This is a genomic window from Robiginitalea aurantiaca (assembly GCF_030380815.1).
Lineage (GTDB): Bacteria > Bacteroidota > Bacteroidia > Flavobacteriales > Flavobacteriaceae > Robiginitalea > Robiginitalea aurantiaca.
The window spans coordinates 357,048-381,621 of sequence record NZ_JAUDUY010000003.1; the positions used below are offsets into that span (position 1 = coordinate 357,048).

12 protein-coding genes are annotated in these 24,574 nt (G+C 47.9%); 6 read left to right on the forward strand and 6 right to left on the reverse strand.

The features are described 5' to 3' along the window. Nucleotides 1-5: 5 nt before the first annotated feature. From QU605_RS08025 to QU605_RS08045, 5 genes are all read right to left on the reverse strand, one after another. Nucleotides 6-3,251, reverse strand: a complete 3,246-nt coding sequence (locus QU605_RS08025; RefSeq protein WP_289724768.1) for a VCBS repeat-containing protein — start codon at nt 3,249-3,251, stop codon at nt 6-8. Next, nucleotides 3,244-6,603: a VCBS repeat-containing protein gene (locus tag QU605_RS08030; protein ID WP_289724769.1), complete on the reverse strand. Its 3,360-nt coding sequence runs from the start codon at nt 6,601-6,603 to the stop codon at nt 3,244-3,246. The genes QU605_RS08025 and QU605_RS08030 overlap by 8 nt, the downstream gene beginning before the upstream one ends. Further along, nucleotides 6,596-9,817, reverse strand: coding sequence for a VCBS repeat-containing protein (locus QU605_RS08035; RefSeq protein WP_289724770.1), 3,222 nt, complete (start codon nt 9,815-9,817; stop codon nt 6,596-6,598). The genes QU605_RS08030 and QU605_RS08035 overlap by 8 nt, the downstream gene beginning before the upstream one ends. Before the next feature lie 256 nt (nt 9,818-10,073). Continuing rightward, complete coding sequence (locus QU605_RS08040; protein WP_289724771.1) at nt 10,074-11,720, reverse strand: RagB/SusD family nutrient uptake outer membrane protein; 1,647 nt, start codon at nt 11,718-11,720, stop codon at nt 10,074-10,076. A 19-nt stretch (nt 11,721-11,739) separates the two neighbouring features. Beyond that, a complete protein-coding gene (locus tag QU605_RS08045; RefSeq protein ID WP_289724772.1) occupies nt 11,740-14,865 on the reverse strand; it encodes a SusC/RagA family TonB-linked outer membrane protein in 3,126 nt (1,041 codons plus the stop codon). Between the two features lie 352 nt (nt 14,866-15,217). On the opposite strand from QU605_RS08045, the gene QU605_RS08050 reads away from it, so the two are divergent. The 5 genes from QU605_RS08050 to QU605_RS08070 all read left to right on the forward strand — a co-directional run bounded on the left by QU605_RS08050 (nt 15,218) and on the right by QU605_RS08070 (nt 23,178). Then, nucleotides 15,218-16,240, forward strand: coding sequence for a LacI family DNA-binding transcriptional regulator (locus QU605_RS08050; RefSeq protein WP_289724966.1), 1,023 nt, complete (start codon nt 15,218-15,220; stop codon nt 16,238-16,240). Nucleotides 16,241-16,404: 164 nt separating this feature from the next. After that, entirely contained in the window at nt 16,405-17,073 is a 669-nt protein-coding gene (gene pgmB, locus QU605_RS08055) for a beta-phosphoglucomutase (RefSeq protein WP_289724773.1), read from the forward strand. 8 nt (nt 17,074-17,081) lie between these two features. Beyond that, nucleotides 17,082-19,400: a glycoside hydrolase family 65 protein gene (locus tag QU605_RS08060; RefSeq protein ID WP_289724774.1), complete on the forward strand. Its 2,319-nt coding sequence runs from the start codon at nt 17,082-17,084 to the stop codon at nt 19,398-19,400. Beyond that, on the forward strand, nt 19,381-21,294 hold the full coding sequence (locus QU605_RS08065) for a glycoside hydrolase family 13 protein (protein WP_289724775.1): 1,914 nt from the start codon (nt 19,381-19,383) through the stop codon (nt 21,292-21,294). The genes QU605_RS08060 and QU605_RS08065 overlap by 20 nt, the downstream gene beginning before the upstream one ends. A gap of 9 nt (nt 21,295-21,303) precedes the next feature. Further along, on the forward strand, nt 21,304-23,178 hold the full coding sequence (locus QU605_RS08070; protein WP_289724776.1) for an alpha-amylase family protein: 1,875 nt from the start codon (nt 21,304-21,306) through the stop codon (nt 23,176-23,178). Nucleotides 23,179-23,229: 51 nt separating this feature from the next. Here QU605_RS08070 and QU605_RS08075 read toward each other — a convergent pair whose 3' ends face one another. Continuing rightward, entirely contained in the window at nt 23,230-23,661 is a 432-nt protein-coding gene (locus QU605_RS08075; protein ID WP_289724777.1) for a hypothetical protein, read from the reverse strand. A gap of 130 nt (nt 23,662-23,791) precedes the next feature. On the opposite strand from QU605_RS08075, the gene QU605_RS08080 reads away from it, so the two are divergent. Beyond that, entirely contained in the window at nt 23,792-24,538 is a 747-nt protein-coding gene (locus QU605_RS08080; RefSeq protein ID WP_289724778.1) for a glycerophosphodiester phosphodiesterase, read from the forward strand. Nucleotides 24,539-24,574: the final 36 nt, after the last annotated feature.

Consider the following 24,574-nt stretch of genomic DNA (forward strand, 5'->3'; position numbering starts at 1 on the left):
GGGTTTCATTTATTCGGTATTAATTGGTAAACTTCGGCAGCTTCAGCATTATATACGACCAGCAGATGCGCCTGGTTGTTCATTTCTATCACTGACATATGCCTGACAGACTTATTCATAAAATCAAGGCCGATTTGATTCCCGGGAAGGATTTCGGTTTCCCCTGAAATCAATGCACCCGGAAACGCGTCAAACCTACCCTGATAGGGTTTAACGCCAAAATAATTTCCCCCTGCCAAAACCTCTGTTTTTCCATCCCCGTCGAAGTCATAGGAAAGGAATGACATTACCGGAGCTACTTGCATTACAGTTGGAAACGGGCTGAACTCAAACGTTCCGCCTTCATTCTTAAGATACCCGGAGCGCAACTCGGTTGCTTCGTATAATACGGCATCCTCCAATACTTTGGCTTCAAAAATCGCTTCAATGGGTTTGCCTGCAAAGTCCTTGTAATTTGGATATTTCTTGCGCAGGCTGACCATTTGGGATCCGAGTTCATCCAAACCAACCAGGGGGTAGTAAGCGCCGTTTTTGGCAGTAGCAATGACGGTTTCGGTACTTCCGTTGGAATCAAAATCTGTGTAATACATCCTTAGCGGCTCGTTTGTGGATGCCGTAAATTTGGAATTGGTCCCCCAGTTCCCCAACAGATAATCCAGATCCCCATCCTGATCAATGTCGTAAGGGATGATCGACTGCCAGAGTCCGGCTGCCCCCTGAAGGCTGATTTCTTCAAGGTTGCTTCCCGTATTTCGGAAGAAACGCGGATGCATCCATTCACCCACTACGATAAGATCGGCAATGCCATCTGAATCAAAATCGCTCCAGGTCGCATCAGTAACCATTCCGAGGGATTTGCCTTTAAATGTTTCTGCCACCTCAAAACGCCCTCCCTTGTTTTCGAGGAGATAACTGTCGGGGAGTTTCCCGAAACTCCCGGTAATGCTTTGGTTCCCCAGGAAAAGGTCCAGATCTCCATCCCCGTCGAAATCAAAGGGCCGGATCACCGAAGTGTTTGCATAGTTCTCAGGTAGCGAATGGGGTGTGTAACCCTCAGCCGTATTTTTGAAATACCGATCGAGCAGGGGTGGGGCTGTTCCAAAATAGTCGCCGCCACCAGAGCCCAGGATAAGGTCATTTGATCCCGTCCCATCCAGGTCGGTAATAAGGGCCGCAACATCTTCCTGAAGGCTGTCTATGGGAATCTCTCTTGCAGACTGCCTGATAAAACTACTGTCCGATGCGTAAAATACCACAGGGGCAATGCGTTTTGATCCACCGAAGAACAGATCCTCCCTGCCATCTCCATTGAGATCTCCGGTATCGAAGGCAGGACCTCTGTCGGCCAGGCTGTAAGGCAACAGTTTTTCCCGGTTAAAATCGGTGTAGTTATCCTCCCGGTGCACAAAGTCAATTCCGAGATTCTTTGCTGTTTTCTTAAAAAGGGGTGTCGTTTCCATAGGATCCGCCGGAGGCTCATATGGCTTCGTTTTGCCTACCCGGATCTCCAGTAGTTTACCTGTAGGAACCTCTTTCTCGACCTGATACTGTCCGTCCGGCCAGATAATTCGCAGGGAATCCACCTGGGAGGCCGAGCCGGTCCCGAAGTGTATTAACGGTTCCGAAGACGCCTGAAAACCGCGTACCGGAAATAACTCCCGCATCTGTACCTTTCCCTCTGAATAGGCAAATACTTTGGTGCCCACCCCGTAAGGATTTCCATCCCTGTATTTTAATTTCAGGGTCAGTGAAGTGTTGCCGTTTCCCTTATTCACAAGAATACTTGCGGATTCGTTGAGGTTATTGATGACCAGGTCCAGGTCTCCGTCCTGGTCCAGATCCCCCCAGGCCGTGGCGCCGGAAAGCAGGGTATCCTGCCGAATCCAGGTATCGGAACGGTCCTGGAATTGAAGGTTTTCGCCCCCCTGAAAGACATAGTTCCGCATATTTCCTGTAGGCATCAGATTCAACGCCTTCTGGTCTACCAGTTTGGTATTGCTGATCGTACCGCTGATCTGTTCATTGGAAACAAACTTTACAAAATCAAGATCGTTGGGCCTTTTAGGGATGCCGTTAGAGACAAACAGGTCCTGAAACCCGTCCTGGTCAAAATCTGCAAATAAGGCACTCCAGCTCCAGTCAGTGGCTGCAACGCCACTCATCAGCGCGGTTTCCATAAAGCGGTTATCCGCCTGGTTGACGTATAACATATTGCGCGTAAACTGGTAGTAATATCCGTACTCCCCAATTCGCATTCGCTGGGTTTGAATATCATCATCGCCTTCTGATGACTTCAAAGGCACTTCATCCTGCGGAAGCATATCGAGGGAAATCAGGTCTGGTCGTCCATCGTTGTTAATATCGGCGGCATCACTTCCCATAGAGAATCGGCTTGTATGTCCGAAATGGGCCCGGAGTTGTTCAGAAAAAGTCCCGTCTCCGTTATTGAGGTAGTAATAATCGTCTTCGTGGAAGTCATTCCCAATGTACATATCCGGATAGCCATCCATGTTGAAGTCGGAAACCGCTATCCCCAGACCATAGCCGTTGATCCCGCCATAAATTCCGGCCTCCTCGCTTACATCTGTAAATTTATCCCCGTCGTTTCTCAGGAGTTTATCCCCTGTATCGTAGTTGCGCTGGTAGCGGAGGGAGGCTTTTCCATAAGAGTCCTGGGAATGCACGGCATGATTGAGCAAGTAAATATCGAGATCGCCGTCAAGGTCGTAGTCCATGAAGGCTGCATTTGAACTGAAGGTGTCAAAATCCAGTCCGTAAGCCCCGGCCTGTTCAGAGAAGGTCCCGTCCCCGTTATTGATAAACAATTCGTTATGCCCTGTAAAACCGTTGATTCCCACTACGGCACAGACATAGATATCCAGAAGGCCGTCCCCATTGACATCCCCCATTACCGAGCCTGTATTCCAGCTGCTCCTGCCTGCAACTCCTGCTTTTTCGGTTATGTCTTCGAATTTCATACCTCCGAGGTTACGGAATAATTTGTTCTTCACCTGGTTACCCGAAAGGTAGATATCCGGCAGCCCGTCCCCGTCTATATCCCCTACGGCGACACCTCCCCCATTGTAGAAATAGAGGTAGTCCAGAATATTCAAGGCATCTGTCTCGGTAATTTCATTGGTAAAACGAACCCCGGTGGCTTCCGGGCTGGGTTCCTCGAAAACATCTCCTCCTTTCCGGCAACCGGATAGGAAGAGAAACAAGGCCCCTGCTGTGACAATGACTCTATTCATTGAGTTTAAAGATTCTGGGTTTATCTTCGTTCATGGCGGCCACAAGGTACGTACCGCCATTTTTGTCGCGGAGCTGTTTGAGGAATTTGACCTCACCCTTCAGGAAAAATCCACTACGGTTGTATTCCTGCCACTCGAAATCCAGATTTTCATCCCCGAGCAGCACGTTGCCGTAGCCGGCATCCAGTCGTGAAAACTGCGGTTTGAATTCGTATTTGTTACCTCCCATGACCAGATCCAGTATGCCATCATTGTTGACGTCCATACATGCAATTCCGCAAATACATGAAAGTTGAACGCGTTCAGGCAGCTTTTGAACCCTGAAGTTCATCCCGCCTTCATTGATCAGGATCACAGACTCTGAAAAATTCACTTGCTTTACGATGGAGTTCGCCACTACCTCCTGGGGCAAAAGCTCCTGTATGGTTCGTTTGGCATATACGGAAGCCCTCAGGTTTTCTTTTTTCAGGGAAACCAGTTGCCCGGTCAGTTCTTTTTTCATGTGGATGGGGTAATCCCGGCCTTTTTCCTGGACCGTGACGATTTGTTCCAGCGTGCCATTGTTATCAAAATCATTGATCCACATTTTCATCGGACTTCCTTTCTTAGGCTTGTAATGCATATTGGCGCCATCATTACCGAGTATAAGGTCCTGATCCCCGTCCCCATCCAGATCGGCAGCGCTTACCGTATTCCACCAGCCTTGAAGGCTGTCCAGGCCGGTATTCCATTTGGTGAGCTTTCGACCGTTATTGCGATAGATTTTGGGGCTGCCCCAATCCGTGGTTACAAAAAGGTCATTTTTGCCATCCCCATCCAGGTCAGTCCAAACAGCATCGGTTACCATCCCCGTATCTTTTAAATCATTGGCCAGTCGTTCTGTTTCATTTCGAAAGGTGCCATCACCCTGATTTTCAAGGAAGAGGTGGTTCGGGTTTACCCCGTATATCCCCACAACGGATCTCGATCCAATAAAGACATCCATATCGCCATCCCCATCAAAGTCTTCAGGGCTTACGGTCGACATGTTCTTAAAGGACGTAGGTAATTCAGAATCCGATTTCTGGAAGTTCCCCTTTCCGTCGTTGAGGTACAACCTCGGACGGTATGTTCGGTTTTTACCTGCCTGATTCCCTCCGGAGGCTACCATTAGATCCAGATCCTGATCCCCGTCGGCATCAAAGAATGCGGCAGCGGTATCTTCAAACATGGCGTCCGCACTGAATGCCGGAGTTTTAAGCTCCCTGAGTTTTCCTTCCCCCAGGTGGAGGTACAGAATGCCAGGTTGGTCTGTTCCCCCTCCAAAATAGATATCCTCGTTGCCGTCCCCGTCGATATCTCCGGTCGCCAGGGCCGGCCCTTCCTGGGATAACTTACTGTAAATTAAGCCCTCATGGTCAAAATCATTATAATTGTCTTCGGCGTGGGGACGGACGTTTTTCAGGGGAATTTCACTCAGATAGGGAAGGGGAGCATTCTCCTGCAGGGGACTGTATGTGCCGGTTGCCTTGCCGTGTTCAAAAACCAGGTCCTGATTGGCGGTCACATTTCTCAAAACCTCGGTACGGTCATCCGGCCAGATCACACGTAGGGAATCCACTTGTTGCACCTTCCCCAAACCGTATACCAGGGTATAGTCCATAGAGGACTGGAATCCCCGTGAGGGAACCAGGTCCTGAACGATAACCTCTTTCCCCAAATATGCCTTTACCGTAGTTCCGATGGCAAAGGGATTGACCTCCGACCCACGGAAGCTCATTCGCAAATAATTGTTTTCGCGCATGGCATCGGTATTATTGCGATACACGTAAGCCTCCATGTTTACATTGTTGATCACCAGGTCCAGGTCCCCGTCATTATCCAGATCCCCGTAAGCCGCCCCATTGGATCGGGTAGGAATATCAAACCCCCAGGCCTCGTTTTCCTTGGCGAAAGTCAGGTCACCTTTATTTCTGTAGGCGTAATTCGGCTGTGGCTTGATCGGCATTTTCTTTATGATGGAATCAATCGATTCCTTTTTACCGGTAAGGGCCATTTTCTGGATGATCTCATCGGCAAAGAAATCGACAAAATCCAGATCGGTGAGGTCGTGGTTTATTCCGTTGGTGATAAAAATATCCCTGAGGCCGTCATTGTCCATATCGAACATCAGCCCTGCCCAGCTCCAATCCGTGGCATCCACGCCACTGTAGTACGCTATCTCGGAAAAGGACCCATTGCCATTGTTCAACTGCAGTGTGTTTTGAATATATTGTTGGTAGAAGTCCTTACCCCGTTTCAGGTCGAAGACTTTGTACCCTTCGAATTCCATCACAGATTTGACCCGTTCTTCCGGTTCGGGCAACATGTCCGTAATAAAGACATCCTGGTGACCATCATTGTTAATATCAGCAATATCGATACCCATTGCGGAAAGGCTCAGGTGATTCGTCCATTCCTTTATCTGCTCTGAAAATGTCCCGTCCTGGTTGTTTATGTAGAGGTAATCCCTTTCATAAAAATCATTGGAAACGTAGATGTCCGGGTAACGGTCTTCATTTAAATCCGTAATCATGACGCCCAGGCCAAACCCGATGAGGCTACCGTAAATACCGGCCTGTTCGCTGACGTCTACAAAAACACCACCGTCGTTTCGCAAAAGCATATCACCCACCCCCCGAAAGATATGAGGCACGCCTTCCCAATCCTGAGCCCGGACTTCGCGCTGTTCAGCATATCCAAGGCTGCTGACAGGGATGTTGCTGTTATTGAGAATATAGGCATCCAGATCCCCATCTTTATCATAGTCAAAAAAGGTGGCATGTGTTGTGAAGCCGGTTTTGGCCAGGTTGAATTCCTCGGCCCGTTCGGTGAAGGTAAGGTCTCCATTGTTGATGTAGAGATCGTTGTCATGATTATTGCCCTCCAGGTTCCCCGCATTACTCACATAGATGTCCAGTAAGCCATCTGCATTTACATCTGCCATAACAACCCCGGTAGACCAGGGCTTACTGCCTAAGACCCCTGCTGTTTCAGAGATGTCCTCAAACCGGAAATCCCCTTTATTGAGGTACAAACGGTTTGGCACCATATTCCCTGTCAGGAAGAGATCTGGGAGCCCATCATTGTTAATGTCTCCAATGGCAACACCTCCTCCGTTATAAAAGTTCCGGTATTTGAAAATATTGAAATTCTTCTGGTTTTCCACCGTATTCACGAAATCTACACCTGTACTGTCCGGGGGCAGGAGGGTGAAAAGGGCAGGTTCCGATATTTCCACAGATTTCTGGGTTTCACCTTCATCGGCGCATGAAACCAGAAAAAGCAGGCTTAGGATACCTGAGATGCCGATAAACTTAAAGGAATTATTCATGTTTTGTAAGAAATAGGGGAGAAGCGTTGTTCCTCCCGATGATATATTGTTCGTTATCTCCAATTCTGATCCTGCTAATGACGCGTCCTGCACCTGAGATCGGGGGTGACAGTTCCGGGGCCCATGTAAATGTCCCATCTTTTTCATTCCTGAGCACCACGCCCTGAAAGGCATCAAGACGCCCGAGTTGTGTGCTCAATTCGTGCAGATTTCCGATCAGCATCAGGTCTTTATAACCGTCGCCATCCAGGTCCTCACAAAGGAAATCATAAATAATGGATGCCTGTCCAATAACCGGCAAGGGTACTTTGGTGAAATTCCCTTTCCCATCGTTGAGAAAAACGCAGCTTCTGAGCTCGAACACCTCTTTTTTTACTGCTGCCTTAAGGGCATCCGCACCGAAGAGTTCCTCAAGGGAAGCATTGGCAAATGAGCGATAGGTTCGGTGTTTTTTATTCAGAAACGGCATTTGTTTTACGAGCTCGTCCTTTGAGGCGAACGGGGTTTCTACGCCATTGTGGTAATAGGTCACCAGGGGTTCCACGGATCCATTCTGATCAAAATCACTCCGGTACAGGGTCAGGGGAGTTTCTCTGGTAGCCCTGAACTTGCTGTTTAAACCCCAGTTTCCGGCTATCAGGTCTGAATCTCCATCGTTGTCAATATCGGCAACCTCTATACAGTTCCACCACCCGTTGGAAAGGTCCAGCCCATTATCCGCACTGTATTTCCACCCTGAGCCAGTGTTTTCAAATACGGCAATGGGTCCCCAGTGACCGGCCACTACCAAATCCGCAAGTCCATCGGCGTTTATATCGGCCCAGCTAAAGTCATCAATGCCGCCAAACGTTTGTAATTCAGGTATTCGTTCCGTAGTTACGTCCGTGAAATGGCCGGTACCATCATTTTGAAAAAGGCCATGTTGCGGGGTTTTCCCGAAAGCACCGGAAACGGCGTCTGAACTGATAAAGATATCCAGATCCCCATCCAGATCCATATCGATACTATCCACGGCTGAGGCATTGAGGCTGAAACCTGTAAAAGCCGTAGTGTCTTTTCGCAAGACCCCTTTGTTGTTTCTATAAAGCCTTGGTCTCAAAGCAGGGCCATCGGTAAATTCATTCCCTCCGCTAATTACCAGTAATTCGTTCCACCCATCTGAGTCGGCATCGAAAAAAAGGTGGCCCGTATCCTCATTGATGGCGTCATTAGCGAACAGATCACTTTCTGCCGCTGAAAAAGCACCTGCCGGTCCCTGTAAGAACAAGCCGGCGCTTTGTCTTTTTGCTCCGCTGACAAAGATATCCTGGGCCCCATCGTTGTTGATATCCCCTATTGAAATGTCAGGCCCTTCGTTGGATTTGGCATAGGCAATGAGCGGTTCCCGGTCAAAATCAAGACTCGTATTCTCCCGGTGCACAAATGGGAGCAGGGTATCGGTTGCCCGCCAGTAATTTTGGGCGGCAGGCCTGGAATAGTAATCCCCTCTGGCCTGTTTCTGCTCTAGCGTAAGGGTTTGGCCTGCAGGAATCCCCTGGTGTTTTTCAAAGGAGCCTCCGGGCCAGATAACCAGAAGAGAATCCAGCGACACTTCCTGGTCCAGACCTATTAGCATACTTCCGGGGACTCCGGAAAGGTAGCCGCGGGCCGTAAAATTTTCATATACCTGAACACCCTGGGCAGTATAAGCGATTACCCGGGCACCAATACCTTTGGTATTCGGTGCAATTCCGGAAAAAGTAAGCCTTATCCAATTCCCGGTTTCCAGATTATTCTGGTACAGGCTGGCCACTTGATCCAGGTTGTTTACTAAAAGGTCCAGATCACCATCCTGATCGAGGTCGGCATAGGCGCTTCCATTGCTGAAAGAAGGCTCCTGACCAATCCAGGTCGAAGTCCTGTCTGTAAATGTGAGATCCCCGTTATTCTGAAAAACGTAATTGGGGACCTTTTTGGGAGGAATTTCGCGGGTCAGGGGTAAGTCTGCATCCTGCATGCCTTTGTCTATACGCCTTTGTATATCCTCATTGGCAATGAAGTTCATATAATCCATGTCGTTGGTGGCCCCTTTGATTCCGTTGGTCACAAACAAGTCCTTAAAACCGTCATTGTCCAGGTCCGCCAGGAGCCCTCCCCAGGACCATTCTGTAGCGGCAATTCCGCTGAGATAAGCGATTTCAGAAAAGCTACCCCGCCCTGTATTCAATTGGAGGGTGTTCTGCATGTACTGGGGTGCAAAACCATTATTGAGATACTGTCGGTAAATGGGATAGGCGTATTCCAGTCCTGACGTTTTATACGTAATCAGGTCTTCCGGAAGCATGTCCAGGGAAAGAATATCTACATGGCCATCGTTGTTGATGTCGGCCAGATCGTTACCCATGCTAAAATGGGTTGAATGTCCTATTTCCTGACTTCCTGAAGAGATGAGTTCCCGAAAGGTACCGTCGCCATTGTTGATGTAGAGGTAGTCATTCTCAAAGAAATCATTTCCGATATACATGTCGGGGTATCCGTCCGAGTTCAGATCGCTGATGCCAACCCCCAGGCCGTACCCTGCTTTACCCTGAAATATACCCGCTTCCCTGCTGACATCTGTAAAGAATCCATCATCATTCCGGTAGAAGCGATCTCCGGAAAGGGGGTCGGGAATTGTACGTTGTGTACCTTTACCGTAGTTTCGGTTCGGATGTACCGAATGATTCAGAAGGAAAAGGTCAAGATCCCCGTCAAGGTCGTAATCAAAAAAAGCTGCTTGTGTGGCCAGGCCTGAAAAGTCAAGGCCATAATCGGCTGCGCGCTCTTCAAACCTCGGAATGCCATCCGGATCTGCCCCGATATTTACGTAGAGTAAATTCCTGCCCTTTAAGCCCCGATATCCTGAGGCTTTACAGATGTATATATCCTGCAGGCCATCCCCATTGATATCCACATGCGAAATACCTGTGGTCCATCCGTCTGGATTTGAAATTCCGGATTGGGCGGTCACTTCCTGGAATTTCATATTGCCCTGATTGATATAAAGGGCATCGGCTACCTGATTGCCCCCGAGATAAATGTCGGGAAGGGAATCCTGATTAAAATCTTCAATAATAACCCCCCCGCCGTTGTAGTAATAGAGGTAGGTGAGAATGTTTAATTCCGGACGCTCATTGAGCTCATTCTTGAATTGGATTCCGGTCTCAGAAGGAGCGAGACGCGTGAAGGAAAGCATGACTTCTTTTTTGCAGCCAGACGCAAATACCAGGATACAATAAACAGCACAAATCTTTTTCATCACCGGTTTTCCAATGGAGGCAAAAGTAAAGAAATAGGCCGTAAACACGCGGTTTTAAGAAATGTTTTGGAGGCGGTTTTAGTAAATCTTAATACTCATTAATCTTTTGTTTATGTTTTTTTGTCGGTAGGGGTTATTCACAAAAAAAAAGCTACCCGAAGGTAGCTTTTCTATATCTATACTAGCGTGAGTATTAGTAACCTGGGTTCTGTACCAGATTAGGATTCGCAAGTAATTGAGGAAGTGGAATAGGGAAGAGCTTACGGGCATCATTGCCAGTTTCAGCTGCACTCTTGAATTCCCAACCGCGAGTGTAGGCTCCGAAACGGATCATGTCGTTTCTTCTCCAACCTTCACAGTACAGTTCACGACCTCTTTCATCGAGAAGTGCTGATTCATCAACAGACCCAAGTGGAGTAGCTCCTCTAAGGGTTCTTAATTCATTAACCAGAGCCGTAGCATCACCACCGCTAGCTCCCCTGAGTATTGCTTCTGCTTTCATCAGGTGTGCATCAGAATAACGCATCACCATCACGTGGTTTGCAAAGCCTCCTCCATTACGAGGATTGTACTTCATAACCCGGATTCCTGTACGCTCACTATTGTTGATCAAGCTGTTTTGACCAGCTCCGTCAACGAATTCGCGAGAGAATTCCAGCGGATTTCCCTGACGATCTTGTAAGGCAGTGCCGTCCAGGGCGTATTGCTGTCCAACTAGGAAGCCATTACCTACGTTAGATCCGTCTTCAAAACCTCCATTGTCGGAAGTTCCAGGGCGATCTGTAAATCTCACACCGATTTGCGGTACACCACCCCGACGTTCTTCCTGACCATCGATTTGCGCGCTGTTCAGGTCGGACTCATAGCGGTTCTGATTTGCATCTCCTTCAAAGAGATCGTAGAATTCGGCAAGGGTGCTAAATCCATTCCATCCACCTCCACCGAGTCCGGTAGAGTTATAGTGAAGACCGTTGAAAATACGGTTCCCCGTGTTTCCGGAATCGATAAACCAAATGGTTTCGTTATCCGGGGCATCTGTAAAGATGTCAAAGTAACCTGCCTCCAAAGCGTAACCATCAGCAGCAATAGCGTCTACCAGATTAACAACCTCCTGCATATCTGCAGGCTGAGGAGCTGGACTTGTACCAGCTTCTCCAAGTTGTCCAAGGTAAATATGCTTGTTCAGAAGTAATTTAGCTTTTAAGAAACGTGCAGCAGCTTTAGTCGCCCTGTTCTGGTTTCCAGTACCGGCGGCCTCAGCAGGCAAACCTGAAATGGCATCATCTAGGTCAGCGGCGATAAAATCTACCGCAGCAGTTCCTGTGAGTACTTCTGGAACTGTTGATGAGGGCAATTGCGTATCCCTGTATGGTACCTGGCCGTATAGGTCAAGTATCAAAAACATGGAGTAAGCACGCAAGAAGCTTGCAGCTGCTCCTACCTGAGTTGGTGCTGCACTTCGCTCATCGAGAATCTGAGAAGCCAGAAGCTGATTTGCATTCCATTGGTCAAAAGGCGTAAGGATGTCAGTTTCCTCAAAGCCCCACTCATGCTGGTGTAGTTTTCTCCAGCGACCGTTATCACCCCAGTCAGCTCCCCTTGTAGGAATTAACTGCTCATCTGTGGTAACAGTGGTAAGGGCATATGTGTTGGCCTGATCACCAAGTTGTCCACCAACCTGGTTGTACAACTGATCTAGTGCAGATTGGGGATCTGCAAGTCCCTGGAAACCTTCAGTGATGAAGGAATCCGTTTCCTCGATCTCCAGATTGGTACAGGAGTACAGTCCAAATACCGCCAGGAGCGCAAGGGTTAAAAGTTTCAATTCAAATCTTTTCATGATCTACAATTTTTTTTAATTAAAATGTCGCGTTAATTCCAAAAGTAACGGTCAGGGGGTTTGGAAAGGCTGCCCAGTCAATACCTCTTACAGGGATTCCGGAACCAAGTGTTCCTGTCGGAACTGTCACTTCAGGATCGATTCCGCTGTAATCGGTCCAAAGTGCCAGGTTTTGACCTGTCAAAGAAAGACGTAGCGCTTTGAATGCCCCATCACCTGATAGAGGAACATTGTAGCCAATGGTTGCGTTTTGGAACCGAACAAAATCACCTTTTTCAAGGAAACGAGTTGAAACTGCTGTTGAAGCACCACCATTTTCTCCACTTGAAGCAGCTTCCTGCGTTACGTTACGTGCAGTAACTAACTGTCCAGCGTTGAAGAAAGAGTTTGCGGTGTTATTGTAAACGGAGAATCCGAATTGTCCATTAAAGAAAGCAGAGGCATCCCAATTCTTGTGACGGAAGTTCAGGGATAAACCTGAAGTTACATCAGGTAAGCCGTCTTCACCAACAAAGAATTTATCGACATCAGGATCTCCTACACCGTTTCCATCAATGTCCCTGTAGGTTGGGTTTCCATCTCCGTCAAAGCCGGTAAATTCGGCCATGTAATAGGAGAAGAGGGAGTTCCCGGCTTCGAAACGTTGTGCGAATGCACCAGAGAGACCTGGACCATTGATCTCACCTGTATTGATGGATCCTGCAAAGTCTTTGATTTCGTTGTCGTTATACGCAATGTTGAAAGCCATTCCAAAGTTTGTATCCTCTGTCTGCACAAAGTCGTATGCGATGGAGAATTCAATACCCTGGTTGATGACAGAGGCATCCACATTACCAAACTGGAATGGAATGGTAGAAGGCGCAGCAGGAGGAGTCTGCAATAACAGGTCATTGGTTTCCCTGCGATAAACATCAATACTACCGCTTAAGCGATTCATATTGAATCCCCAGTCGAGACCGACGTTAAAATCTAATGTGGTTTCCCATTTCAGATCGGGCACATCCGTTGCAACAATAGAAAGTCCGTTCTGATTCACTGTGTTATCGTTGTTGATTCCCAATCCGGCAAAACGCTGGCGGGCAACGAAGTTACCGTAACCAAGACCTTCCTGGTTACCCACAAGACCCGCACTCAGTCTGAGTTTAAGGGTAGATACATTCTCACCGATAAAATCTTCCTCTCCGATCTGCCATGCGAAGGCTCCGGAAGGGAAATAACCGTACTGGTTTTCAGGACCAAATCTTGAGGATCCATCCGCCCGCATGGTAGCAGTGAAGAGGTATTTGTCTGCGATGGAGTAATTAATCCGTCCAAAGAAAGACTGTAATTCATCCGTGTTGTCGAAATAATCTGCCGTTGCAGCAAGTACTCTTCGGCTGAACTGGAATGCAGCTGTCTCCCCGGCAACAGGCTCAGGGAATAAGCGGTTGATCACCAACGTCGGCGTATTCACGCCATAGTAAAATTGCTGGTAAGACCCACTTACAGAACGCTCAGCGTCGATTATTGTATTTCGGAAGTCTTCGCCCATCTTGTTTAGGTCATCTGTACCAAACCCTCTTGCCGAGGCATTTCGTCCTGAAGTCCTGAAATCCTGATAGGCATATCCGAGAAGGGCGTCCAACCTTGAATTATCAAAGTCATGCTTATAAGAAAGCGTGGCTTCCAAAGTCTTGTTCAAACGATCCAGCGTATTAAAGGTACCAAAACCATTTCCTTCAATTCCCGTGAAGTTCTGGATGTTCGTACTGATCACGGAGGTATTCTGACTATTGGACTGGTCATATCCCAAATTAACCCGTGCAGAGAAATCCGACGTGATCAGATATTCCGCTGATCCATTGAATAGAACCCTGTCTGTGTTTGTTTTATTCTGAGTCTCCGCCAGGTAGTTAGCAGGCTGAACCTGTCCACCGCCGTCGTCAAAGTTAGGATTGCTCGGCCATGTTGGATTGGCAGAATAAGCAGATCCAAGGATGTCCCCACGGAACCCTGCAGATGCAGATGTTGGTGGTTGCTGTCTGTTAACACGCGCGATTGTCGCATTTACATTTAAAAGCAGTCGATCCTGAAAGAATTTATGGGCTGCGTTAATACGTCCGCTGATCCGTTCAAAATCTGATTTCTCCACAACACCAAATTGCTTTTGGTATCCGAAGGTTGCCCGGACATTACCGTTATTATAACGATGAGAATACGCCAGGTTGTGGTTTGTTGAGGCAGCTGTACGTGTTACGACATCCTGCCAGTTTGTATTCGCTCCGAAGTTGACATCATTCCTGTTGCCGCCGTAGTCCTCTACGGCATCCAGAAATTGCTCGTTATTCAAAAGGTCATACTGGCGAACGGGTGTTGAAATGCTCAGGTTGGAAGACCACTCGAGTTGACCTCCGGTAGAACCCTTACCTGATTTCGTCGTAATGATGATTACCCCATTTGCACCCCGCGAACCGTAAATCGCTGTAGCAGAGGCGTCTTTCAGGACACTCATACTCTCGATATCGTTCGGGTTAAGGAAGTTAAGCGGGTTACCAGCTTCCGTGGCACCATCTCCCGAATCACCGGTTGCATCTGTATTCTGTCCGAAAAGCGGCACACCGTCAACAACAAAGAGTGGGTTGTTACTGGCACGTACAGAGTTTGCACCCCGGATATTGACGTTGATTCCAGCTCCAGGTTCCCCACTGGTCTGCTGAATGTTCACACCTGCTGTTTTACCCTGAATCAATTGTTCAGGCGAGGCGATCACACCACCGTTGAATTCATCAGAGGATACAGAGGCAACTGCTCCAGTTGCATCTTTCACTGTTGTGGATCCGTAGCCGATAATCACTACCTCGTCCAGGGCCTCAGCGTCTTCCTCTAAAGTAACATTAATAGTGGAACGTCCACTTACTGGAACTTCCTGGGTGGAATAGCCGATGTAACTGAATACGAGAACGGCGTTTCCATCAACCCCATCCAGGGTGTAATTTCCATCAAAATCTGTTTGGGTACCAATGGTAGTTCCCTTTACCACGACGCTGGCTCCCGGAAGGGGGCCGGTTGCATCAGAGACATTACCAGATACTTCCTGCGCTTGTGCCCATCCAAAGCATAGAAAAGCTCCGACAAGCAGTAAGCTCCTGAGTAGCGTAATCTTCATAAATCGTTAGTTTTAAGTTTAGTTAATTCAATTTCAGAGGTCAAAGTATGCAAAAAAATTGTTAATATCCTACTTTTAAAAGGATTTAAAAGTACGAAAACGGTTTCGCGGCAAAAATTTCGATTTAATAATAATACCTGAAAATTTGTTCGGTAAATTTACGTATCTAATAATTGTGGGAGTGTTTTATTACGTAAATCTGATGCAAATATATCATTTTTTTATTTTGACGCCAATTTCAAATCCGCGCATCTTAACAAATACTTAAGTATTTCCACGGATTTCTGGTTACCCCTGTCAGGTCCGGGATTATTGATTAACTTCACGTTTCCTTTAAGCAAGCAGGAGGATGATTCGCAGAAAAGTTACCCTCAAGGATATTGCCCGTGAACTGGATGTCTCCATCTCAACAGTTTCCAAGGCATTAAAGAATAGCAATGAGATCGGTCGGGACACGAGGAATAGGATCCAGGCTTTCGCCCGGTCGCACAATTACCGGCCGAACAATATTGCCGTGAGCCTTAAGAATAAAAAGACCCGGAATATTGGCGTGATCATCCCTGATATCGTACATCACTTTTTTACAACTGTTTTCAGAGGTATAGAGAAGCATGCAAATAGTCTTGGCTACAACGTGATCGTATGTGTTTCGGACGAATCTTTCGACAAAGAAGTGATCAATACAGAGCTGCTTGCCAATGGGAGTATTGACGGGTTTATAATAGGCCTGTCTGCCGAAACTCAGGAAAAAAGGGATTATTCGCATTTAAAGGAGGTAACCGACCAGGGGATCCCTGTGGTGCTTTTTGACCGTGTGACAGATGAATTTCCATGTGACAAAGTAATTATAGACGACGAGGTTGCCGCCAGACAGGCCGTGGAATACCTTATAAGTAAGGGTAAAAAACGAATAGCGCTTTTTACCACTGCGCATGATCTTGGGGTTACCAAGAACAGGAGTTTAGGCTATAAAAAAGCACTTGAAAACCACAGAATCCCCTTTGATAAAAACTTGGTGCTTCAGCTGCCCTTTCAATTCGAGGAGGAGGAGCTGAGCCGTTCATTTTTTAAGGAGCAGACATTTGATGCCGTGCTAAGTGTCAATGAGATTTTTGCAGTCAGGGGAATGCGTCTGGCCGGGGAATTCGGATACCGGATTCCCGAAGACGTTTCCTTTATCGGTTTCACCGATGGAATTCTTTCAAAATACGCTGTCCCCAGCCTGACCTCCATTGCCCAGCATGGTGAACAGATGGGCGAAACCGCTGCCCGGATGCTCATCGATAAGATTGAAAATGAATACGATGAAACGGATGCTTCCAACTACCGAACGGAAATTATCGAGGCCAGCCTGATAAAAAGGGAATCAACCTGATCCGGGCTTTTGTTTTCTTTTTTGTGAAAAGCGTTTATATTGATATTCAACCATGCTATCCGATACAACCCTTCACTTTGCAAGACCGAATTCCTTTCTATATTTGAAACTTGTAAATTCCCGGATACTTAAAACGGAAACCTACCTCGAAACTTGGAATATCTATGAAAGGCTTCATTTTTGATCTGGACGGGGTCATCGTCGACACGGCCAAATACCATTACCTGGCCTGGAAGAACCTGGCCGATCATCTGGGTATCGACTTTACCTCTGAGGATAATGAAAAGTTTAAAGGGGTCAGCCGAAAACGTTGCCTGGAACTTTTATTAGAAATGGGTAACCTCGAGGTCTCCGATGAGCAATTTAATGCCTGGCTGGAAGAGAAAAATGAGGATTACCTGAAATATATCGGTGGTATGGACGCCTCTGAGATACTTCCGGAAGTCCCAAGAGTTTTAAATTACCTGAGAGAAAAGGACGTTCCTATGGCTCTTGGATCGGCCAGCAAGAATGCCGTTCGCATCCTTGAAAAGGTCGGGCTGACAGAGTACTTTGAAACGGTGGTGGACGGAACACAGGTAGTGAAAGCGAAACCAGATCCGGAAGTATTCCTGATCGCCGCTTCACGTTTGGGACTATCCCCGGAAGCATGCGTTGTCGTTGAGGATGCGCAGGCCGGGATAGCTGCTGCCAATAGCGCCGGGATGTACAGTCTGGGGATTGGGGAGACCGAAGTGCTCTCCGAGGCAGATACCGTCTTTAGAGATTTTACCGAAATGCAGGCTTCATTTTTGGATGAGGTATTGCAATTGGAAAGAAAACCGCATAAATAATAAGTAGTATGAATCAGGATTACATCAAGCCAGATCCATGGTCAATAATCGAAGAGGGATATTCACCTTCAAATGTTAAGGCCTCTGAAAGCCTTTTCAGCATGGGTAACGGGGCTATGGGACAGCGTGCAAATTTTGAAGAGGATTACAGTGGTCCAACATTTCAGGGGAGTTATATCGGAGGCGTTTATTATCCGGATAAGACCCGGGTGGGTTGGTGGAAAAACGGGTACCCCGAATATTTTGCCAAGGTGCTGAACGCTCCAAACTGGATCGGTATTCGAATTGTAATCAATGGGGAAACCCTTGATCTGAACCGCTGCAGCAAAGTTGCAAAGTTCAGAAGAGAGTTCAATATGAAAGAGGGTTGGTACCGGCGCTCCTTTGAAGCGGTTTTGGAAAATGGAGTGAGTGTTGAAGTTCAGGCAACCCGATTTATGAGCCTGGAACACTATGAACTGGGTGCAATTCACTATCAGTTGCGCTTTCCCAAGGATGATGTAAAAGTGGAGGCAACACCGTATTTGGATAGCGGAATCACAAACGAGGACACCAATTGGGACGATCCCTTCTGGAAAACGACCAAGGTATGGTCCGCTGGTTCCCGGGCATTTATTGAAGCGCATACCCTGAAGACCCGATTCCATACCTGTACTTTTATGGATGCGCGTCTGTTTTTAGAGGGCAAACCACTTGAGGCATCACCCCAATGCGAAGAGCGGGAAACGTATGTAGGCCACACATACAATATTTCGGTCCCCAGGGGCGAAACACTTAGTATCTGCAAGTACGGGGGGTATACTGTAGATCTTAACCATCCTGCGGATGGCTTAAGCAAAGCGGCGGATACGGTAATGGATACGGCTGTGAAGCAGGGATTTGATAATCTGTTAGAGGCACAGCGTTTGGCTTGGGATGCGATTTGGGAGATGAGTGACATCACGATCGAGGGAGACGTGCGAGCACAACAGGGCATTCGGTTTAATATCCTGCATCTCAATCAGACCTATACAGGAAGAGATTCCCGATTGAATATCGGACCCAAAGGATTTACAGGAGAAAAATACGGGGGGAGTACCTACTGGGATACAGAGGCCTATTGCATCCCGTTTTACATGGCGACCAAAGACCAACATGTGGCCCGTAATCTATTGGAGTACAGGTTTAGCCACCTGGAGAAGGCGATTGAAAATGCCGCAAAATTAGGGTTTTCCAATGGGGCGGCCCTGTATCCAATGGTCACCATGAATGGGGAGGAATGCCATAACGAGTGGGAAATCACCTTTGAAGAAATTCATCGTAATGGCGCTATCGCCTTTGCGATATACAACTATTTCCGATACACAGGGGACTATACCTATATCCCTGAAATGGGCCTTGAAGTGCTTATCGGGATTGCCAGGTTCTGGCATCAGCGGGCTACATTTTCCGAGCAAAAACAGAAATATGTCATTCTTGGGGTTACGGGGCCGAATGAATATGAGAACAATGTGAACAACAACTGGTATACCAATTATATGGCGCGCTGGTGTATCCGGTACTGCCTGGAACAACTCGGCAAGGTCAAGGATGGGTATCCCGATGATTACACCCGTATTATTGGGCATACCCGACTTAGTGATCGCGAGACCCAACAATGGAAGAAAGTGGCTGACGGCATGTATTTCCCATACTCAGAGACCCATCAGGTATATCTCCAGCAAGATGGATTCCTGGATAAGGAGTTGATCCCGGCCGCCGAACTGGATCGCGCAATACGCCCCCTGAATCAGAAATGGAGCTGGGATCGGATCCTCAGGTCTCCTTACATCAAACAGGCAGACACGCTGCAGGGATTCTACTTTTTCGAGGATGATTTCACCGAAGAAGAACTCGAACGCCATTTTGATTTTTACGAGCCTTTCACAGTTCATGAATCTTCGCTGTCCCCATGTGTCCACAGTATTCAGGCTTCCAAGCTTAATCGGATGGAACAGGCCTATTCATTTTATCTGAGGACTTCCCGATTAGACCTGGACGACTACAATAAAGAGGTAGAAGAAGGATTGCACATAACTTCTATGGCAGGTACCTGGATGAGTATCGTTGAAGGTTTCGGAGGTATGCGGATACGCGATGATAAGCTCTCATTCTTTCCAAGAATTCCCAGCCAATGGAAATCGTATTCCTTTAAAATCAACTTCAGGAATCGGATTCTCAAGGTAGAGGTGTCTTCGGAAGGCAGCCATTTTTATTTGGATTCCAAGGAGGAAATGTCGATTCGGGTCAATGGGCAGCGCGTGGTCTTAAAACCGGAAAACACGGTTCATGTCCCGGGAATCCTCTAAACACAAGTCTAATGTCACATTCGGGCTACTCCTCCTTATCGCGGGAATTACAGCCTTGGGCGGTGTACGGCATATGAACGCCCAGGAAACAGCAATCCGGGTAGAACCCCCAAACTGGTGGGCTGGAATGCGAAATCCCAGGCTACAACTCATGCTCTACGGGAAGGAAATCGCAAACTACACCCCCGAAATAAAAGAGGAAGGGGTGGCCCTGGATTCCTGGCATCCCGGTGCTTCTGCCAATTATCTTTTTCTCGATCTTTCCCTCGACCCCGGCCTAGAACCGGGTGAGGTGGAAATTAACCTCGCGCGCAGGGGATTTCCTGACCAGGAGGTATCCTATGAGATCCGGACCCGTCAGAGGGCAGGAGAAGATTTGGTTGGCTTCGATGCTTCAGACGTGATTTACCTGATCACTCCGGACCGTTTTGCAAATGGCATACCCGAAAACGACAGTGTTTCCGGCATGCGGGAACAGGGCACAGATCGGTCCGATGATTATGCCCGCCATGGGGGAGATTTGGAGGGAATCCGACAGCATTTGGAATATATCGCCGGAATGGGTTTTACCGCGATTTGGCCTACGCCCCTGCTTACCAATGACATGCCCAGGACTTCCTATCACGGATACGCCATCACCGACTTTTACCAGGTCGACCCGAGATTCGGAACACTCCAGGCGTATATTGAATTGAGTAAAGAGGCCCGAAGAAAAGGCCTTAAGCTAATCATGGATCAGGTAGTGAACCACTGCGGCCTTTCGCACTGGTGGATGGAGGATTTGCCTTTTAGTGACTGGATTAATTACCAGGAAAACCATGAAAAAGGCCAGCCTATAACGGTTACCAACCACCGGAGGACGGTCAATCAGGATCCGTACGCCGCCGAGGCAGACCGCATCCTGATGGAAAAGGGTTGGTTTGTGCCGTCCATGCCCGATTTGAATCAGGATAATCCGTTCCTGGCTACCTATCTGATACAAAACAGCATTTGGTGGGTGGAAACCTTACAACTCGGTGGGATTCGCCAGGATACCTATCCCTATCCGGATAAAGATTTCCTGGCCCGATGGGCCCGCGAAATTATGGAGGAGTATCCCAATTTTAATATTGTTGGAGAGGAATGGAGTACGAATCCGCTTCTTGTGGCTTACTGGCAGGATGGGGCGCCAAAACGGGACAGTTATCGTTCCTATTTGCGGACGACCATGGATTTCCCCCTTCAAAAGGCCCTGGTTGATGGCTTGACAGCCCAGGAGACCTGGGGAACCGGACTTATCGGAATCTATGAAGCCCTGGCCAATGACTTTCACTACGCCAGCCCCAGGAATTTACTATTCTTTGGGGATAACCACGACATGGACCGGCTTTACACCCAGCTTGGGGAGTCGGTTGCCCTAACCCAGATGGCCCTTGCCTTTATCCTCACCACACCACGCATTCCACAGGTATATTACGGTACGGAACTCCTGATGGAAAACAGTGCAAAACCAGGAGATCACGGTTTGATTCGCTCAGATTTTCCCGGAGGCTGGGAAGGGGATTTGAGAAATGGTTTTACAGGGGCTGGGCTGACTTCCCAGGAGAAGGAGATGCAGCTTTTCCTTCGGAAAATACTGAAGTTCCGCCAGCGTAGTCCGGCCATTCATAAAGGGGAAACACTGCATTTTGTCCCCGAAGACGGGGTTTATATTCTGGCCCGGTCCCTTAAAAATGAAACAGTAGTCCTTGTACTCAATAAAAATGAAGGCCCTGTGACAGTTCCCCTGTCCCGCTATGCAGAATTGGGGCTATCCGGGAAACCCATGAATGAGATCCTGAGCGGGAAAACGGTGATTTGGTCAGGGAGTTTGACCCTGAAAGAACCGGGGGCGTATATTTACACCACAGAGTAAACACATCCAATGAAGATTGTAAGCGGAATTCTGGCCTCCTTATTTCTGATCTCCTGTGGTCAGGATAGCAAGCGGAATCCGGCTGAAATACGCGAAACTCCAATGAAAGAATCAAGAAAGAAGGTCGTTTATCAGGTTTTCACACGTCTGTTTGGGAATACGACTGAAACCAATACCCCATGGGGAACCCTCGAAGAAAACGGGGTAGGCAAGTTTGAAGATTTTACGCCCGAGGCCCTGGGCGAAATCCGGCATCTGGGCGTCACACATATTTGGTACACAGGCGTGCCTCACCATGCCCTGGTCACAGACTATTCGGACTACGGCATCTCCCAGGACGATCCCGATGTGGTAAAGGGTCGCGCCGGATCTCCCTATGCTGTTAAGGACTATTACAATGTAAATCCCGACCTCGCGGTGGATCCTGCGAACCGGTTGGAGGAATTCCGGCTTTTGGTCGACCGGACACATGAGGCGGGAATGAAAGTACTCATTGATATAGTCCCGAACCACGTGGCCCGAAACTACGTGGGGGCAAGTACTCCTGAGGGTAAGACTCCCTTCGGAGCGGCCGATGACACCTCGGTAGAGTATTCAAGAGACAATGACTTCTATTATATCCCGGGAGAGGCATTCCGCGTGCCTGTGTGGAATGATGGATACAAGCCCCTGGGAGGTAGTCCCCATCCGATGTCGGATAATCGGTTCGAAGAAAACCCGGCAAAATGGACGGGAAATGGTTCGCGCCTGGCCAGACCCGACGCGAATGACTGGTATGAAACGGTTAAATTGAACTATGGCGTACGGCCTGATGGCACATCTGATTTTGATGCCCTGCCACCTGAATATTCCGGGTTCGATTATTCCCGGCATTTCGAATTCTGGGCAGATAAGGACGTGCCGGGAACCTGGAAAAAATTCAGGGATATCGCACTTTTCTGGCTCGACCTGGGGGTGGATGGATTCCGGTATGATATGGCTGAAATGGTTCCTGTAGAATTCTGGAGTTATCTGAATTCACATATAAAAAAGAGTAATCCAGAGGCCTTTTTACTGGCAGAAGTTTATAATCCGGAGCGCTACCGTGATTATATCCACAGGGGAAAGATGGATTACCTCTACGACAAGGTAGAACTGTACGATAGCCTGAAACACATTATGAAGGGCTACGGTTGGACAGACCACATCCCCGTGGTTCAGAATGGATTAATGGATATCGAGCACCACATGCTCCATTTTCTTGAAAACCACGATGAGCAGCGTATCCCATCTCCTGAGTTTGCAGGGGATGCATTGAAGGGAAAACCGGCAATGGTGGTTTCAGCTACCCTGAGTACTTCCCCGACGATGATTTATTTCGGACAGGAGCTCGGCGAACCAGGGGCAGAGGATGCCGGGTTTGGGAAGCCATCCCGAACATCTATTTTTGATTATATCGGGGTGCCTCATCTGCAGCGATGGGTGAATGACAAAAACTTCGACGGGGGGCAATCCACAACCTCGGAAAAAGAACTCAGAGATTTTTACAGCCGTCTGCTGAATTTTACGATTCGAAGTGAGGCCCTGATGGGTGCCTATGAAGACATACACTATTTTAACAAAGAGCACACTCCGACCTACGATCACAGGGTTTATTCCTTTGTGCGATGGTCCGATACGGAACAACTGGTGATTCTGAGCAATTTTGATTCCGAAAAAGCATATCAGTTTGACCTTAAAATCCCGCCCCATATCATTGAAGCCTGGGGGTTGCAGGAGGGAAAACACCCCCTGGAAGAAATGCTGTACGGACAGTTGAATGCCGATCTCCAGGTAACAAAGGGTACCGGCTCAATTTCGCTTAAACTCGCCCCTTTGGAATCGTTTATCTTCAGGCTAAAATAAGAAAGCCCGCCTCAGGAGGGCGGGCTTGACTTTCATTATGAAGTGCGATTTTCAGGCCGCATCTTTCTTTGCAGTTGCTTTGTAGACCAGGGAAATGACCACACCGGCAATACCGTAGTACACGATATCCGTAATGGCCTCTACAAGATGTCCTGTAGTATCCATGAAATTGGAGGTGCCCAACCATACAAAGCCCATTCCCAGGCCAATAATCATGCCTATAAGGGCCCCGAAAGTAAAACCTTCCGATACCCCGTGATATCCACGGGCCCACTTGCCATAGAGGGTCGCCATAGCGAGAGCGGCGAACAAATTGCCCAGAAAGATGAAGCCCATATTCATTTCTTCATCCGGTTTCATCACGTCAGTAATGGTGTGCGACTTCATAATGGAGTCGAGGGCGATTCCCCAGAGCAGATACCCCAGCAGGAACATGACAACAGCAGCTGCCGCCGTTGCCAACAGGTTTTGTTTTGTAAACATAATTGTCGAATTAACTGGTTGTTAGTATTTTAAATATAGGAAAAGTTTCTTTAATCCGTTTTTGGGAACTGGACTATCCCGACTGTGAATGTTTTGGAGGAATCCTTATTTTTGGGTCAAAGAAATAAAAATGAAGCGCAGCCTGATTTTAATTTTATTCTGTACGTTGATGAGTTGTGAATCCAAATCGGAAGGCCCATTGATCATCGGCCATAGGGGAGCAATGGGGTATGAAACCGAAAATACACTGGCCTCCGTCGAGAAGGCCTTGTCGCTCGGCGTGGATATGATTGAGATCGATGTCTTTCAGATAAGTTCCGGGGAGATCGTGGTTTTTCACGATGAACGCGTAGATCGCCTTTCCAATAGCGCAGGCCTTATAAAAGAGTACAATATTTTTGATTTAAAGAAATTGATTCTCGATGGGGGGCATCAAATCCCTATGTTGCAGGACGTACTAAAACTTATGAAAGGGAGGGCAGCTCTGAATATCGAGCTGAAGGATACTCAGATTGCCGATAATATTCACCAGATCGTTTCCGGGTATTCTCAAAAACCAGAATGGTCAGAGGAACAGTTCATCGTCTCGAGTTTTGATTGGGAAGAGTTGCGCGCGTATCGGGGATACAGTCCTCAGGGACGGATTGCCGTGCTTACGGAAGGAGATCCCCTGGAAGCCATACCTGTTGCGAAGGAATTGGGAGCGGAGGCCATCAACCCGCATTTTACCCAGCTCAATGCGGGTAATGTAGCCAAGCTGCATGAAGCGGGTTTTAAAGTTTATACCTGGACAGTAAATGATCCTGCGGACTATCAGAAATTGAAGGAAATGGGAGTAGATGGGGTCTTTTCAGACTACCCGGACCGCATGAAATAACCTTCCGCTTACCACATCCGGCCTTGCCTGTTCAAG

Excerpts from the sequence above, each read along its gene's own strand:
- QU605_RS08025 (WP_289724768.1), bottom strand. The coding sequence starts at position 3,251 with ATGAATAGAGTCATTGTCACAGCAGGGGCCTTGTTTCTCTTCCTATCC.
- QU605_RS08030 (WP_289724769.1), bottom strand. The coding sequence starts at position 6,603 with ATGAATAATTCCTTTAAGTTTATCGGCATCTCAGGTATCCTAAGCCTG.
- QU605_RS08035 (WP_289724770.1), bottom strand. The coding sequence starts at position 9,817 with ATGCTTTCCTTCACGCGTCTCGCTCCTTCTGAGACCGGAATCCAATTC.
- QU605_RS08040 (WP_289724771.1), bottom strand. The coding sequence starts at position 11,720 with ATGAAAAGATTTGAATTGAAACTTTTAACCCTTGCGCTCCTGGCGGTA.
- QU605_RS08045 (WP_289724772.1), bottom strand. The coding sequence starts at position 14,865 with ATGAAGATTACGCTACTCAGGAGCTTACTGCTTGTCGGAGCTTTTCTA.
- pgmB (WP_289724773.1), top strand. The coding sequence starts at position 16,405 with ATGAAAGGCTTCATTTTTGATCTGGACGGGGTCATCGTCGACACGGCC.
- QU605_RS08060 (WP_289724774.1), top strand. The coding sequence starts at position 17,082 with ATGAATCAGGATTACATCAAGCCAGATCCATGGTCAATAATCGAAGAG.
- QU605_RS08065 (WP_289724775.1), top strand. The coding sequence starts at position 19,381 with ATGTCCCGGGAATCCTCTAAACACAAGTCTAATGTCACATTCGGGCTA.
- QU605_RS08070 (WP_289724776.1), top strand. The coding sequence starts at position 21,304 with ATGAAGATTGTAAGCGGAATTCTGGCCTCCTTATTTCTGATCTCCTGT.
- QU605_RS08075 (WP_289724777.1), bottom strand. The coding sequence starts at position 23,661 with ATGTTTACAAAACAAAACCTGTTGGCAACGGCGGCAGCTGCTGTTGTC.
- QU605_RS08080 (WP_289724778.1), top strand. The coding sequence starts at position 23,792 with ATGAAGCGCAGCCTGATTTTAATTTTATTCTGTACGTTGATGAGTTGT.